Here is a 14,895-nt window from a genome sequence, read left to right on the forward strand (position 1 = left end):
CCGCCACATGTCGGTCAGGTCGTCCTGGCTCATCTTGTGGTACTCGCGCATGACCGCATCGACCATCTCGTTCACCCGTTCGGTGAAGGCGCTGTTGACGAGGTCGCCTCCCGCGGGCAGGTCCTTCCCGCCGAGCAGGGCATCGCGGGCCGTCTGGGAGAGAAAGCGCCGGTACGTGAGTACGATCTGCGCGCGGATGACGTGAGGGTCCACGCCCGAGACGGCTTCCGCGTTGGGCCCGCTGATGATGACGTTCTCGGGGGTCACGCCGCCCGGGGCGGGGGCGCCGCTCGGCCGCGCGCCGCCCGCGGGGGACTTGGAGTCGTCGATGCCCTTCAAGGCTTCGGCGATGTCGTCCGCCATGGCGACCGTCGCGCCTCCGGCCGGTGGCTTCGATTCGCCCTGGGCCGGGCCGGTCGTGTCCTTCACGACCTTGGGGCCCGCCTTTTCGGGAGCGGGCTTCGCTTCCGTGGTGTCGTTCACGACGCGGGGTTTCTTTTCGCGGCGCGAGGGGATGCCGTCGTCCTCGATCTGTTGCTGACGGACCGCCGCCTTGGCGTCCGGGTGTTTGGGTTCGGCCGCATCGCCGCGATTTGTGAAGACGCGGTAGAGGCCGTAGAGGGCGGCCGCGCCGCCGGCGCCGATGACGTACTTGAGCCAGTCGGGGAGGCCGCCATCGGGAGACGCGGGAGCGGGCGCCGGATTGACGGGCGCCGGGGCCGAATCGGCACCGGCGTCCCCGGGGACCGAGGAGGAGACGACCCGGGGGCCGCCGCTCGCAACGGGGGGCACGGGATCGGGAGCTCCCGCATCGGGCGCCTTTGCATCGGGCTCCTTGGGCGCCGGCGTCGTGAGGAAGTTCAACAGACCCAAGATGACGTGGGCGTTTTCCACCACGCGCTGGCCGTTCGCCGCGAATTCCTCGTCCGTCTGGGTCGCTCCGAATTCCTTTTCGACGAATTTCGTGTATTCGTCGCGATCCATTTTCCCATCCGCTCCGTACTGTTTCCGGATGTCGTCGAAGAGGCTTAAGGCATTATAGATGGAACGGTGAATCGGCCGGAGGCTGTTCGTGTAGGAATCGACGGCCTCGTCTCCGCCCTTGGCCCTGGCGTCCTTGACCGCTTTGTCGATTTTTTCGCGGTCGTAGCCGGTTGTCCTGAAGAGGCAGGCCAGATTGTCGTCGGTATAGACGTCCAGGCGGAAGGCCTCGCCGTCCATGTACGGGAGGTCGGCGGGCCGGCCCTCGAGACCCATCTTCGTGAAGGCGTCTCTGGCGTCGGGCGCGGCCTTGGAATCGAACTGATGGCGGGCATCAAGCCGTCGGTAGAGGTCCAAAAGGGGGAATTGTCTCGCCTTCTCCGTGGCGTTCTTGGCATCCTGCTGATCGATCTCCGTCAGGATCTGCTGAAAGTTGGACGGCAATGCACGGCACTCGGCCATAAGTCCTCCACGTTGTCGGTCATCCGGTTACTGAACTTTTCGGTCCTTCTTCGGGGGCACGGGTCCGCCACCGCCACCCGGCACCCGGATGGTGTCTCCCTTGAGCGTCTTGCCGCCCTTCGGGGTCGCCTGGATCACGTGTTCTCCGGACCCGGCCGCGCTGCGCGCGTTGCCGTAGCCCTTGCTCCACATCACGATCTCCTCGGACTCCTTCTGGCCCTTCTTGACCGTTCCGGTCTTCTTGGCGTTTCCGACGACGACCTCCACCGGCGTGTCTTCCAGGGCTTCCCTCTCCAGCGTGACCCAGACCGACAGGCCGTCGCCGAGGTACGGGTTGCTTCCGGTCTTGCGGAGGGACGCGGCCTCGACCGTCTTGGGTTTTTCGGCGACCTTGATCGAGGTCGTCCGGACCACCTTGACGCCGTCCTTCTCGTAGACGAAGTCGACGAAGTACTCGCCCGCGGGAAGGTCCGGCTTGACCGGCAGGTTCTCGCGTTTGTTGGTGCCCGAGCTCATCTTGCCGACCGTGTCGTCCTTGCCGGCGATGGCGCCGCGGCGTCCGGTGTCCGTCTTCTTAACGTAGACGACTGTGAGCGTGGCCTCCGAACTCAGCTTCTGCTCGACCGAGTAGGAGGCGCCCTGCTGCACGTCGCCCCTGAGGCTCGTCGCGAAGTCGGCGACCTTGAAGTCGCCGGCGACCTTCAGCGCCGCCTTGGCGACCGCGGGTTTGCCGTCGACCGTCATCTCGATGACGACGGTGTATTCGCCGGCCGTCAGCGCCGTCTTGGGTTTCACGACCACTTCGCCGGTCTGGTTCAGCTTGGTGGGATCGACGTCGGCGTCCGTCACCTTCTTGCCCTTGGCGTCGACGATGGAGGCCCCCTTCACCTCGCCGGTGACGGGGGGATTGAATTTCACCGTGAACTGCTGCGCGTCGTCGGCGGCGCTAACCGTGGCGTCGATCGTGGCGCCCTTGATCTCGACGGGCTTCTCGCCGTCGGCCTTCTTGGGCTTCACGTCCGCGGCGGGTTTTTTCTCGACCGCGCTGCCGCCGAAGCGGACCGCGACCCCGCCGCCGCCGCCCACTCTCCAGAAGCTGAAGCCGTCGCCGTCGCCTGGCAGCACGCCGGTCACGCCCGGGATGAACTGGGCGAAGAGGCCCAGGTTGCCCCAGTCGCCGCGTGCGATGTCGACGCCGACCGTGAGGGGGATGTCAAAATCCAGGGCGACGCCCGAGGCGCCGCGGGAGTTGCCGACGCGCGGGTTAAAGAGACCTTTTGTTCCCGCGTTGCCCGAACGCGGTCCCGCGCCCGGTTCGCACTCGCCGCGGCCGAAATCGCCCGGCGTGCAGGAAGGCGGGAGGGAGACCATCTCGCTGTCCGGGGAGGAAAATCCCGCGATCCCGAAATCGACACCGAGGCCCGCCCAAAGGCGATGATCCAAAACGGGAGGGACGAGGCGAAGGGCCGCGCCCAGGGTCGCGCCGTAACTGAGGAAGCTGGAACTGGCTTCGCCTCCCCCGGGGAGCTGGTAGTCCATGGAGCCGCTGTTCAAACGGAAGCCGAATGACGGGTCGAGGAACAGGCGGGTGTCTCCGGTGAGAAGAGGAATGCCGGGGACGTAGGTCAGGCTGAAGCCGCCGCCGCCGTGGGCGGGATCGCTCACGCCGCCGTAGCCGTTTCCTTTGAGGGCGATGCCGTGGTTCACGCCGTCGTTGACGCCTCCGCCGTCCTTGGGGGCGTCCTTCTTGCCGTCGCGGATCTCGATCAACTTCTCGCGCGTGTAGGTGTCCTTGCCCGCGACCACCGTGTCCGTGCTGCCTTCGGGGAGGTAGGTCAAGGCCGCTTCCGCTTCCTCTTTGGTGTCGATCGCGCCGTCGCCCTCGATCGTTTGGTCCTTTCCGCCGGAAGCCGCGTCCTTGGGTCGGACGGTGATGGTGATGCTCATGACGATCCCTCCTAAAAAGTTGCCGGTTAAGTGTCTTCGCCGCTAGCGCCGCAAAAATTTCTGAGAGTGAATGCGCGCCGCTGAATTTATGTTCGGTCAGGCGGTCAAAACATTGCGCGGAAAGCCGCTCTGGGCGCGCGTTTTATGAGAATGGGAAATTTTTTCGGATTGGGAAGTTTTGGAAATGGCGGAAAATCTTCTTCTAATCAAGCGACTCGATCTTGCCGTTACCGACGAGACCTTAAATCGCAGAGTGCGTCGGTACTGGGCTAAGGATTCGTGATTTTCTGGAATAGCCCTGTGGTCAAGGCGCGGTAGATGGCGGCGGGGAGATTGTCCCGGAGGGTTCGGGCGGATTCGGGGGACGAGAGTTCGAGTCGGCCGATCTTTTCGTTTAATGTCTTCAAGAGGGACGGCAGTTCTTGAACGGCGCGGTCTCCGTAGTCGAGGTAGCCGCTGTGGAGGGCGTGCGTGAGGATCGTCAGGCGGTTGTTGCGGAGGAAGTGCGCGGCCTCGGGATTCTTCGCGGCGAGGCGCCCGATCGCCCGGTCCAGATCGCGAATCATCGCGGGGAGTTTTGCGACGGCCTCGGCGGCGTAATCCACGTTCGCGTTATGCAGGGCGCGCAGGACGATGGACGAGAAGTTCGCCGCGAGAATGTCCGCCTGCTCGCGGCCTTCCCAGTCGGGGCGGCGGCGGAGACACTCGATGGCGCCCGTCAGCCAACCGCGCATGCGGAGATAGTCGCGCACGTTTCTCAAGTGGAGCCTGTCGTCGAGGATATAGGCGGAGAGTTCGCCGGCCACGCCTTCTTCGTATTCCTGCTTCAACAATTGACCGAGACGCCGGGCCGTCGCAAGGCATCCGTCGTCTCTCTCACCTCCCCAGCGGACCCAAAGCCTCCCGAGCGCCCGCGTGAACGGTTTTTCGGCGGATTCGGGAAACGACTCGAAAAACCCTTTGAGGAACGTCTTGAGGGACGCTGCGGAACCGTTTTTGATCCGCCCGCGGAGGGCGACCGATCCGTTCCGGATGTCGTGGAGAAAGAGGGAGGCCGGATCGTCCGGCGACGGCGCCTTCGCCGCAGGAGGTTCCCATGGCAATCCTTGAAGTCCCCTCAAATAGCCTTCGGTCTGGGTGACGCTCGCCTTCACGAGCCCGGGCCGGCTCGTGGCCGCGTCCAGGCAGGAGCGGATCTGGGTGAGGATGTCGTCGATGGGGGTCTTCCGGCTCATCGGGAATCGTCCTTCCGTTTGGAGGCGGACTCGATGAGCGTCAGGATCTCCGGGTCGGCGGTCTTGCCGTAGATCAATCGTTCAAAGGTGTGGTGCGAGGGCTGCGTCAGGTGATCGGCCGCGTCTTGGGTATAGATGGCGTAGGCGCGGCGGGCGATCTGAAGGGGTTTCGCCTGGCCTTTGACGAGGCGGGCCTCCATCCTCTGGATGGCTTCCTCAAAAACGTGCCGCAGTTTTTGTCGATCCAGGCGCGCCCGCGCCGCGGAGCGGATGCCGGCGGCGTTCAAGAGTTCGACGACCTCCGGAATGGCGAGACGGCCCGCGGTGAAACGGCGGAAGGTCTCCCACGACGACGGGTTTTCGCCCGGCGCCGCTCCCGACCGGTAGATCTCATGCGCGCGAACGGCCACGGCGCGCGGGCTCAAAGAGTCCTTCCGCGGGCCCGCCTTGAGTGCGACGAGAGCCTGTTCAAATGAGGCCACGATCCTTTTTCGGTCCAGCATGGATAGCATAAAGAGCAAGGGCAATGCCATCCAAAATACCCAGTGATTTTAAAGGAATGCGCGCGGGAGTGCACACGGAAGGGAGTCATCTTGTGACCGGAAAGTTACAAGATGAACATCCGGGCGTTTAGCGACCGAGCCGGGCCGGGTCCTTGAGGAATTCCCGCATGCCCTTCTCGAAAAAGTCGGTTTCACCCGCGCGGCGCTCGGCCTCGGTGCGGATCTCGGCGCCCATGCCGCCCGCGAAGGGCGAATGGGCCCGGGCCGCGTCGGCATCGATGAATTCGCCGCACGCGCTCATCAGGAGGCGCTGCGGGACGCCCCGGCGCGTGATGTAGCCGCGGTCCTCGCGCTGCATCTTCCACATCTCGGCCAGGTCGTCCGGACCCATCTTGTGATAGGCGCTCGTGACCGCGTCGACCATCTCGTTCAGCCGTTCGGTGTAGGCGCTGTGGACCAATTCGGCGTCCGCGGGCAAGGGCTTTCCGCTGACGAGGGCCTCGCGGGCCGCTTGGGACAAAAAGTGGCGGTACGTCAGGACGATTTGAGACCGGATGACGGCCGGGTCCACGCCCGAGACGGCCTCGCCCTTGTCGCCATGGATGATGACGTTCTCGGGGGTCACGCCGCCGGAGAGGGGGGCGCCGCTCGGCCGCGCTCCGCCCGCGGGGGAGACGTTGCGGTCGATCTCGGACAAGGCGCTGGCGATGTCATCGGCCACGGCGACGGTCTTCGCGCCTGCGGCCGGGGCCTTTGCCTCACCCGTCGTGTCGCTCACGACGCGGGGAGCCGTTTTTTCGGCGGCGGTCTTGGGCGCTTCGGTGGTGTCGTCTACGACACGCGGTTTTGAGGCCGGCTTTTTCGAACCGCCCGCGTCCGGAGTCGGATCGAGGGGCGTCTTCTGACCGCGGTTTTTCATCACGGCATAAGTGACGATGCTCGCCAGGGCGGCCGCGCCGAGGACCAGGGACAGGATGCCGCCCGGGGAAGGGGGGTTCTTCGGTTCTTCCTTCTTTTCGGAAGCCGGCGCCGATGGGCAGGCGGCGGCCGCGCTGTTCGAAGGGACGGTCGAGAGGACGACCTTGGGGCCCGAATCGGAAACTCCTGCGTCCGGCTCTGTCGGATGGGCGTCCAAATAGGCGGCGATGCCCAAGAGCGCGTGCAGACGCGCGACGACGTCGCCTCCCTGTTTGAAAAATTCCTTCTCGTCCTTTTTCGACGCGGCCCAGGCCCAGGTGTCGAGCTCCTTCGTCGAGATCTGGTCGGGGTTTCCGTCGGTGTTGCCGCCGGCTTCCTCCTTGCCCGGGACGGCGTCTTTCCGGAAATAGTCCACGACGTCGAGCGTCCGGTAAAGATTGTATGTCAGCGCGTCCTGAGGTGTCAGGTTGGCCATGTATTGTTCGTAGGCCTGGTCGTCCTTCGTGGCGCCGGCCTCCTCGTCGATCTTGCGGGCCCGGTCGGCGTTGTAGCCCAGGGCCTTGAGCAGGCAATTCAACTTCTCGGAGCCGTTGGCATACAGAGGCGCGATGTTGAACGTCTGGCTATCCGTTCCGACCAGGTAATTGAACTCCTTTGCGTCGTAGCCCTCGGGAAGGACCAGGCGGGGGGGTTGTTCTCCGGCGCCGTTCTTCGGACGCAGGATCGCGAGGGCCCGGTAGGCGTCTTCCAGCGATTTAACATTGCCGAGCTTGCCGGCAGAGATTTCAGGACAGGACATGGGAACCTCCAAAAGTGCGGACCAGTCACCGGCTGTTATTTGCCTTTCTTGCCCCCGAGCGTGGGCACCTTGCCGCCGCCGCCGCCACCGCCGCCGCCCCCGCCGGGCTTCTTGATTTCCACGGAGCGGGTTTCGCCGATCTTGACCCAGTCGGCTCCGTTCTTCTGCTCGATGATGAGGGTGCCGCTGTAGTTTTCGCGCGCCCCGCCCTTTTCGATGAGGGTGACGCTGTTCGCTCCCTTGTTCAGGCCGCCGGACCAGAGCACCTTGTTCGCCGACGTCCGGATGCGGACCTCCTTGGCCTCGCCGCTGGAGTCCATGTCGACGATGAGCGACGCCGTCGTGTAGCTGTACACGGGCTCAGGCGGCCGGGGTTGGGGTTCCGCCTTGCTGAGCGTTACCGTCGCCGGACCCACCGCCACGTTCACCGTCGGGTAGATGATCGTCGGCTGGTTCGGGCGCATCACGCGGAGCTGGACCTGATGGGGTCCGTTCGCGACCGTTGCCGGCAACGCGAGCGGCGTGTTGCGGTCCGCGGGCAGGGCCTGGGGTTTGCCGACCGGATTTCCGTCCACGTAGAGCTGGTAGTTCGAGTTCGCCGGGAAGTCGGCCGTCGTCTGGACGTTGCCGACCGGGACCGGCCGCTCGACCGGCGCTCCGCCCACCACGTCCGGCGCGAGCCGGACGGCCGTCGCGGGCATGTTGAGGACGGCGCCGTAGCTGGCCCCGTTGTCGCTGACCTTGGCGGGCTCGCCGACCGTCAAGGGGACGATCTTGATCCGGTCCGCCGTGTCCTTCGGATTGCGGTAGCGGATCTTGATCTCGTGGGCGCCGACCGTCATGGCCGAGGCCGGGATCTCGTACGGGGCCGAGGTGTCTTCGGGCAGGTTGTCGAATTGAACGCCCAGGATCTTGGCGTCGGGGCCGAGACCCGCGAATTTGCGGACGGCGGCGTCGTCGGCCAAAGTCAGCGCCTCTCCGGCCGTGTGCGTGACCGCGGGGGCGCGGTCGGGCGCGGCAGGCGGCGGCGTCGGGTTTTCGGTGCGGCGCGGTTTTTCGACCGCGCTGCCGCCGAAGGAGGCTTGGATGCCCAGAAGGCCCATCCATCTCGTGAAACCGAAGGCGCCTCCGTCCGTGGGCATCAGGTGCGTATGGCCCGGCTCAAAGGTGGCGAAGCCGCCGATCTTGCCCCAATCGCCGCGGGCGAACGTGATCCCGGCGGTGAGGGGGAACCCAAAGTCCAGATAGGCGCCATTGGCGCCCCGGGAGGAACCGCGTCTGGGGAACAGGAGTCCCGACGAACCGGCGTTGCCCGTGCGCGGTCCCGCCGAGGGCTCGCATTCCGAGCGGCCGAAATCGCCGGGCGTGCAGGTAGGCGGGAGGGAGACCGTGTCGCTGTCCGCCGTTGAGAATCCTCCGACTCCAAGACCGAAGCCGACGCCCAGCGAGAATCGCCGATCCAGCCAAGGCGGGATCCAGTTCAAGGAAGGGGCGACGCGGAGCCCGTAGCGCGTGAACGCCGAGTTGGCGTCTCCGCCGCCCGGAAGGGTGTAATCCTTGTTGAAGTGGCCGACGTCGAGGCCGACCGGAAGTCCGAGGTGCAGGGTGTGCTGATCGCCGCCGAGGAGCCAGCTTGGGACCCACGACAATCGGACTCCTTCGCCGCTGTGTCCTTTTTCGCCGGCGCCTCCGGCGTAATAGCCCTCGAGCGCGACACCGTTCGCCATGCCGCTTGCCGCCGTCGTGTCGCCGCCGACGTTGTTGATTTTGTCTGCCATGACGATTCCTCCTAAATAGAAAATTGTCTCTGCGCGATTGTGCGTCGCTGAAATAATGTTCGGTCGGGAGAACGAAACATTGCGCGGAAAGCCGCGCCCAGAGCGGAATTCCCTGAATGGGTAATTCTTAAACGAGCGATTCGAAATCGCCGTTGGTGAGGGCGCGATAAATGGACGAGGGGAGGTTGGCGCGAAGTTCGCGCGCGTCTTCGGGAGAGGACGCTTCGAGGCGGGAGATCTTCTGATGCAAACGTTCGAGGGCGCGGGGGAGTTCCTCGGCCGCCTGGCCGGCGTAATCGAGATACCCGCTGTGGAGGGCGCGCGTGAGGATGGTGGACCGGTTCTTGCGCAGGAAATGCGCCGCTTCCGGTTCCGTGGCCTCGAGCCCTTTCGTGGCCTCATCGAGCCGGGAGATCATATGGGGCAGATGCGAGACCACGTCGGAGGCATAGCCGACGCAGGCATTGTGGAGGGACCGGAGGACGATCGACGAGAAATTTCCGGCGAGAATCCCGGCCCTTTCGCGGCTGGCCCAGTCGGGTTGGCGCCGCAGGAATTCGATGGTGCCCTGAAGCCACCCGCGCATGTGGAGATAATCGCGGACGTTGCGCAGGTGGAGGCGGTCGTCGAGAAGGTAAGGGGAGAGATCGCCGGCGACGCCTTCTTCGTATTCCTGTTTGAGAAGGCGTCCGATGCGCTGCCCGATCTCGAGAGGGGAGTCCTCCCGATCGGCGCTCCAGCGGACCCAAAGCCGCGCCAAGGCCATCGAGAACGGCTTGTCCTTCGCCTCGGGAAACGTCTCGCACAACCCGAGGAGGAACGTCTTGAGGGACGATGTGGAACCCTTCTTGAGCCGGCCGCGGAGGGCGGTCTTGCCGTGGCGGACGTCGTGCAAGAACACCGCGGCGGGGTCTCCCTCGGAGGGCGTCGCGGAGGCCGGGGTCTCCCACGCCAGACCCTGGAGCCCTCTCAAATACCCCTCGGTCTGGTAGACGCTGGCCTTGACCAGGCCCGGCCGGCTCGTGGCCGCGTCCAGGCAGGATCGGATCTGGGCGAGGATGTTGTCGGCGTGTCCGCGCTTGTCAGTTCGGTCCATGCCCGGCCAGCCCTTTCTTTTTGATCAGCGCCGATTCGATGAGTGAAAGAATTTCCGTGTCCGCCGTCTTGCCGTAGACGAGCCCTTCAAAGGTGCGGTGCGACGGCCGCGGCGCGTTTTCGTCGGCGTCGCGGGTATAGAGCTCGTAGGCGCGCCGGACGATCTGGCGGGGCCGCGCCTGACCCTTGAGAAGGCGGCTCTCCAGCCTTTGAATCGCCTGCTCGAAAACCGAACGGAGTCGCCGCCGGTCCAGGCGCTGGGGCAGGGTGGGGCGAACGCCGGCCTTCAGGAGGAGTTCGACGACCTCGGGGAGGGGGAGCTGGCCGGTGGCGAATTTACGGAACGTCTCGGAGGAGGGCCTCTTCTCGCCCGGTCCCAAGGCCGCGCAGTAGATCCCATGCGCACGAAGGCCCACGATCCGGGGACTGACCCCCTCGGAAGGCCTCTCCCGGCGAAGCACGGCCAAGGCCTGGCGAAAGGCGTCCAATACCTTGTCTCGATCCAGCATATCCGACAAGAAATGCAACATGGATGCCTGAGGTCCTGACTTGTAAGATACTGATATTATTTACTTATTATTCTTGTATCTCTGAAAAGGAAGCGCTATTTCTGCTAATAGGAATTTCCAAGATTTCCTATAATGAGAAATCTACTTTCGCCCGATGTGGCGCATCCATTCGCGCATGCCCTTCTCGAAAAAGTCGGTCTCGCCCGCGCGCCGCTCGGCCTCGACGCGGATCGTCGCGCCCCGGCCCCCCGCGAAGGGTGACTGGGCCTTGGCCGCGTCCTCTTCCATGAACCTGCCGCAGGAACTGAGAAGGAGCCTCTGGGGAACCCCGCGCCGGACGATGTAGCCGCGGTCGTCGAGTTGGGTCCTCCACATGTCTTCCAGGGATTTGGGATCCGAGCTGTAATAGTCCGCCGTCACCCGGTCGACCATCTGAGTCAGCTCCTTCATGAATTCGCTGTTGACCAGTTCCTTGTCGTCCGTCGGGAGCGGCTGACCGTTGAGGAGGGCCTCGCGGGCGGCCTGGGACATCATGTGGCGGTAGGTGAGGAGGATTTGAGACCGGATGACGTGCGCGTCGACGCCGGAGACGGGCGCCGCGTGATCCCCCGTGATGATGACGTTCTCCTCGGTCACGTCGCCCGAGACGGGAGGGCCGCTCGGCCGCACTCCGTCCGCGGGGGACTTGGAGCCGTCGATCTCTTTAAGGGCATCGGCGATGTCGTCCGCCACGACGACCGTCTTTGCGCCGGCGGTGTCCTTCACGACCCTGGGTTCCGGCTTTTCAGGGGCCGGCTTTGTCTCCGTGGTGTCGCTCACGACGCGGGGCTTCGTTTCGGGATGCTGGGGGAGCCCATAGCGTTGGATCACCGCCGGTTTGTCCTCCGGGGGAACGGGGCGTGAGCGGCCTCTCCAGAGCGCTCGAATCCCGAAGATCAGGGCCACCAGGCCGAGGCTGCTGCCGAGGCCATAGGAGATCTTCTGATAGAGCGCGGCCTCGTCCCGCACCTTGCCGAGATCCGTCTTCAAGATCGAGATCCTTCCGTCCTTCTCCGAAATTTGGGCGTCTTTGCCGGCGATCGTCTTCTGAGCGTCCGCGCGGGCCTGAATCAGTTCGGGGTAGGTGTCGGGATTTGCGGGATTCAGGGGCTCGTTCTTTTCGAGGATCAACATCTTGCCGGTTACGTTGTAGAGTGCGGTCAGGAATTCCAGGTCCCACAGCTGATCCTCGGCCGATCTCCCTCGTTGGCAGGTCTCCCATTCCGGCTTTGTGAGGTGCCCGTCTTTGGACTTGTCGCATTTCTCCAGGATGCCGAAGGCCTCGACAGCGGTCTCCTCGATGTCCGGGTGAACGTTGCCCTTGAGCTGGCCTTTGCCGCCGTCTTCATACATCCAGCCCCGCCAGGTGCCCTTGAGTCCCTCGACCCCCTGGTACTTGCTGAAATCGATGCCCGCCTCGGGAAAGGCGCTCGAATAGACGACGGGGGCGGGGATGCAGGTGTGAGAGGCGACGTTGTAACCCTCGCCCAAGGCGGCATCCATCGCCCGGAGACCACGCAGAAGCATCGCCGCGTCAAATGCTGGGTTGGACATGATCGTTTCTCCTTAATTCGTTTACAGACGCTTTCTCCCGCCGCCCTTGCCCGCCGCGGCCTGGCCGACCTCGAATGTCTTGACCAGGACCACTTGGCCTTCCTTATTCTTGAAGGTGACGACGTACTTGACGTCCTTTCTCCAGCCCTTCTTTTCGGGGGCATTCTGAAAGATGACCTCCGTCCCCTTCTTTTCTTCGATGGTCAAAGGTTGAGGGCTCTTCGCGACACCGACCGATTTTCCGTCTTTGATCTCGATGCCTTCAATTTCGTAAGTGACACCCTCCAACTTTTCCATGCCCGAGACTTTGAGATCCTTGATGAAGGGTTTCTGATTCGGAGGGAAGGTTGCCGGCATGTCGCCCGTGACATTTTCGACGATGACGATGTCCTTCTCCTCGACTTTTTTCACGTGTGTCGCGACGTCTTCGAACGTCACGACGAGCTTGTACTTTCCGGATTTAAGTTCCGCGGGGACGCTGAACTCGGAATTGGAATTGCCCTCGTCCACCAGAACCGAATTGCTGTTGTTGACCGTTCCCGCCTCATCCTTGAAAGCGACCCGGACCTTGGAGGCGGATCCGACCTTGACGCCTACCGGGAACTTCTCCTGTGCCTTGACCGCGACGGGGGAGGAGGTCACGCTCGCATCAAAGGCCGGGCAGCCCTTGTTTTCCTTGGTGCCCTTCACGTCCGGGCACTTGTCCTCGGCGTCCGGAACGCCGTCCCCGTCCTTGTCCGCGGGAGGCTTGGGCGCCGGAGGCGTGACGGCCTTCGCGACCGGTGCGGGTTTTGCGGGAACGGCGGAATCCGCCCCGCCGAACCGTCCGGCGACGCCGATGAATCCGCCGAAGGCGCCGAAGTCGATGCCGTCCCCGTCCTTGGGGGAGAGGGTCCGGTAGCTCCATTTCGGGCCGCCGAAAACGTCCAACGACCCCCACGTCCCGCGCGCGGCGGTGACGCCGACAGTCACGGGAACTTCAACTCCTAAGACCGTTCCCGACGTGCCGCGCGCGTTATGGACGCGCGGGTTCCAGAGTCCTTTCGTTCCGGCGTTGCCCGAGCGCGGTCCCGCGGGATCGCATTCGGTGCGCCCGAACTGGTCCGGCGTGCACGACGGCGGGAGCGAGACCATTTCGCTGTCTTCGGTTCCGAATCCGCCGACCAAGCCCCGCACGCCGATGGCCGCCCACAGGCGATGATTCAGGATGGGCGGGGTGAGGCGGAGATCCGCGCCCACGACTGCCGAGACGCTCGTATAGCCCGATTCGACGCCGTCACCGCCGGGCGTGGTGAAATCGCGCCCGGCCTTTGCGAAGTCGACGCCGGCGACGCCGTCCAGGTGGAGCCGGAGGCCGTCGCCTCTCTTCAGGGGAACTCCCAGCCGGTAGCTCGGACGGAGACTCGCTTCCCCGTGGCCGACGTCTCCCCGATCCGACGTGCCGTGAACCTCGATGGCCGCGCCATGGGAGAGCCCTTCCCCTTGGACCTCGCCGCCATTGGCCCCGTCCCGGATCGCGACCAGCTGATCGCGGGTATAAGTGTTGCCGCCAGCGACCACCGAGTCCTTGCTGCCGTCCGGAAGGAACGTCAGCGCCGCTTCCGCTTCTTCTCTCGTGTCGATCGCGCCGTCGCCTTCGATCGTGTGGGGCTTGTTGCCGACGGTGATGGTGATGCTCATGTCGATCCTCCCAAATAATGATTTAGGTCCTAGGTTCGCGTCTCAAAAAATTCCGTGAATGAGCGCGCGCCGCTAATTTTATGTTCGGGCGGGAAAGCAAAACATTGCGGGGGAAGTCGCTCGGAGAGGCACTATTCTACGGATTGGAAGAAACTTGCGGGTTGGAAAAAATCGCGGACGCGATGTTTACAGACGATTCAAGTGGGGGCGCAATGAATTGCGCCCCTACATTGGCGAAACAACTTGATGATGCGGGTGTGCCGACAATAAGGCGTGCGTTGCGACTCCTTCCGGCACGCGCGCCGTTCCATCCGCCTCCAAGGGTTCGATTATCGGACGCCGCGTGCCTATTTTGTAACGATCTGCACGTGGAATAGGTTTCATCTCCTTGGAGATGTCGTCGACGGGAGTTTAAAAATCAGCCCTATAGGTCGCGTCGTCCGCGATTGCTGGCAAGAATTGCCGAACAAATTTCCCAATGCGCAGTTGGATGAATTTGTCGTCATGCCTAACCATCTTCACGGGATTATTCGTCTTGTCGGGGCGCCATTGATGGCGCCCGGGAATCGAGCCCCGACGTTGGGCGAGGTCATTCGACATTTTAAGGCGATCGCAACCCGCGAAGTCCATCGCATTGATTCATCCATCCCCATTTGGCAGAGGAATTATTACGAAAGAATCATTCGGGTGAACGGCGAATTGGAACGGGTGCGGCGTTATATCCGGGATAATCCCAAAAATTGGGGAAACGATCCCGAAAACATGTAGGGGCGCAATTCATTGCGCCCCGTTTTGGGCGTGATGAATCATGGGATGAATCATGGGCGTGATGAATCACGCCCCTACACCGGTCTTAAAGAAGATCAAACTTTCCATTCGTAAGCGCGCGGTAGACGGCGGCGGCCGTGTTGTCGCGGAGACGGCGCGCGTCTTCGGGCGAGGACGTTTCGAGGCGGGAAATTTCTTGATTCAGTTCCTTGAGGACGCGAGGAAGCCCTTCCGCCGCCTGTTCGGCGTAATCGAGGTAGCCGCTGTGGAGGGCGCGCGTGAGGATGGTGGAGCGGTTCTTGCGCAGGAAGTGCGCGGCCTCGGGTTCGCTCGCGGCCAGGCGTCTCGCGGCCTGGTCGAGGCGGGCGATCATGCGAGGGAGAACGGAGACCGCCTTCGCGGCATAGCCGACGTCGGCGTTGTGGAGGGCCCTGAGGATGATGGAGGAAAAATTCCCGGCGAGGATCTTGGCCTGTTCGCGGCCCCCCCAGTCGGGACGGCGGCGCAGGCATTCGATGACGCCCTGGAGCCAGCCGCGCATGAGGAGGTAGTCGCGGACGTTCCGCAGATGAAGGCGATCATCGAGGAGATAGGCGGACAGATCGCCGGCGACGCCTTCCTCATAGT

Annotated in this window: 12 protein-coding genes; 1 reads left to right on the forward strand and 11 read right to left on the reverse strand. The window is 63.9% G+C overall.

The features are described 5' to 3' along the window. The 10 genes from VLJ37_05830 to VLJ37_05875 all read right to left on the reverse strand — a co-directional run. Positions 1-1,443: hypothetical protein (locus VLJ37_05830; GenBank protein ID HSA59187.1), on the reverse strand; the 1,443-nt coding region annotated here is incomplete at its 3' end. Between the two features lie 27 nt (positions 1,444-1,470). Beyond that, positions 1,471-3,390 (reverse strand): hypothetical protein, encoded by a 1,920-nt coding sequence (locus VLJ37_05835; protein HSA59188.1) that lies wholly within the window; start codon positions 3,388-3,390, stop codon positions 1,471-1,473. A 269-nt stretch (positions 3,391-3,659) separates the two neighbouring features. Then, complete coding sequence (locus VLJ37_05840; protein HSA59189.1) at positions 3,660-4,625, reverse strand: hypothetical protein; 966 nt, start codon at positions 4,623-4,625, stop codon at positions 3,660-3,662. After that, the gene (locus tag VLJ37_05845) at positions 4,622-5,128 is read right to left on the reverse strand and encodes a hypothetical protein (GenBank protein ID HSA59190.1); all 507 of its coding nucleotides are present in this window, start codon (positions 5,126-5,128) and stop codon (positions 4,622-4,624) included. Before VLJ37_05845 ends, VLJ37_05840 begins: the two co-directional genes overlap by 4 nt. Before the next feature lie 127 nt (positions 5,129-5,255). Then, on the reverse strand, positions 5,256-6,845 hold the full coding sequence (locus tag VLJ37_05850; GenBank protein HSA59191.1) for a hypothetical protein: 1,590 nt from the start codon (positions 6,843-6,845) through the stop codon (positions 5,256-5,258). A gap of 35 nt (positions 6,846-6,880) precedes the next feature. Beyond that, entirely contained in the window at positions 6,881-8,623 is a 1,743-nt protein-coding gene (locus VLJ37_05855; protein ID HSA59192.1) for a hypothetical protein, read from the reverse strand. A gap of 127 nt (positions 8,624-8,750) precedes the next feature. Next, positions 8,751-9,719, reverse strand: coding sequence for a hypothetical protein (locus tag VLJ37_05860; protein HSA59193.1), 969 nt, complete (start codon positions 9,717-9,719; stop codon positions 8,751-8,753). Beyond that, entirely contained in the window at positions 9,706-10,227 is a 522-nt protein-coding gene (locus VLJ37_05865; protein HSA59194.1) for a hypothetical protein, read from the reverse strand. The genes VLJ37_05860 and VLJ37_05865 overlap by 14 nt, the downstream gene beginning before the upstream one ends. Before the next feature lie 141 nt (positions 10,228-10,368). Continuing rightward, positions 10,369-11,820, reverse strand: coding sequence for a hypothetical protein (locus VLJ37_05870; GenBank protein ID HSA59195.1), 1,452 nt, complete (start codon positions 11,818-11,820; stop codon positions 10,369-10,371). A gap of 21 nt (positions 11,821-11,841) precedes the next feature. Next, entirely contained in the window at positions 11,842-13,500 is a 1,659-nt protein-coding gene (locus tag VLJ37_05875; GenBank protein ID HSA59196.1) for a hypothetical protein, read from the reverse strand. Between the two features lie 273 nt (positions 13,501-13,773). Here VLJ37_05875 and VLJ37_05880 point away from each other — a divergent pair, with 273 nt between their 5' ends. After that, the gene (locus tag VLJ37_05880; GenBank protein ID HSA59197.1) at positions 13,774-14,268 is read left to right on the forward strand and encodes a transposase; all 495 of its coding nucleotides are present in this window, start codon (positions 13,774-13,776) and stop codon (positions 14,266-14,268) included. An 85-nt stretch (positions 14,269-14,353) separates the two neighbouring features. On the opposite strand, the gene VLJ37_05885 is transcribed toward VLJ37_05880, so the two are convergent. Continuing rightward, a partial coding sequence (locus VLJ37_05885; protein ID HSA59198.1) for a hypothetical protein occupies positions 14,354-14,895 on the reverse strand: 542 nt, incomplete at its 5' end.

The sequence above is a fragment of the bacterium genome (genome assembly GCA_035454885.1).
GTDB lineage: Bacteria > UBA10199 > UBA10199 > JACPAL01.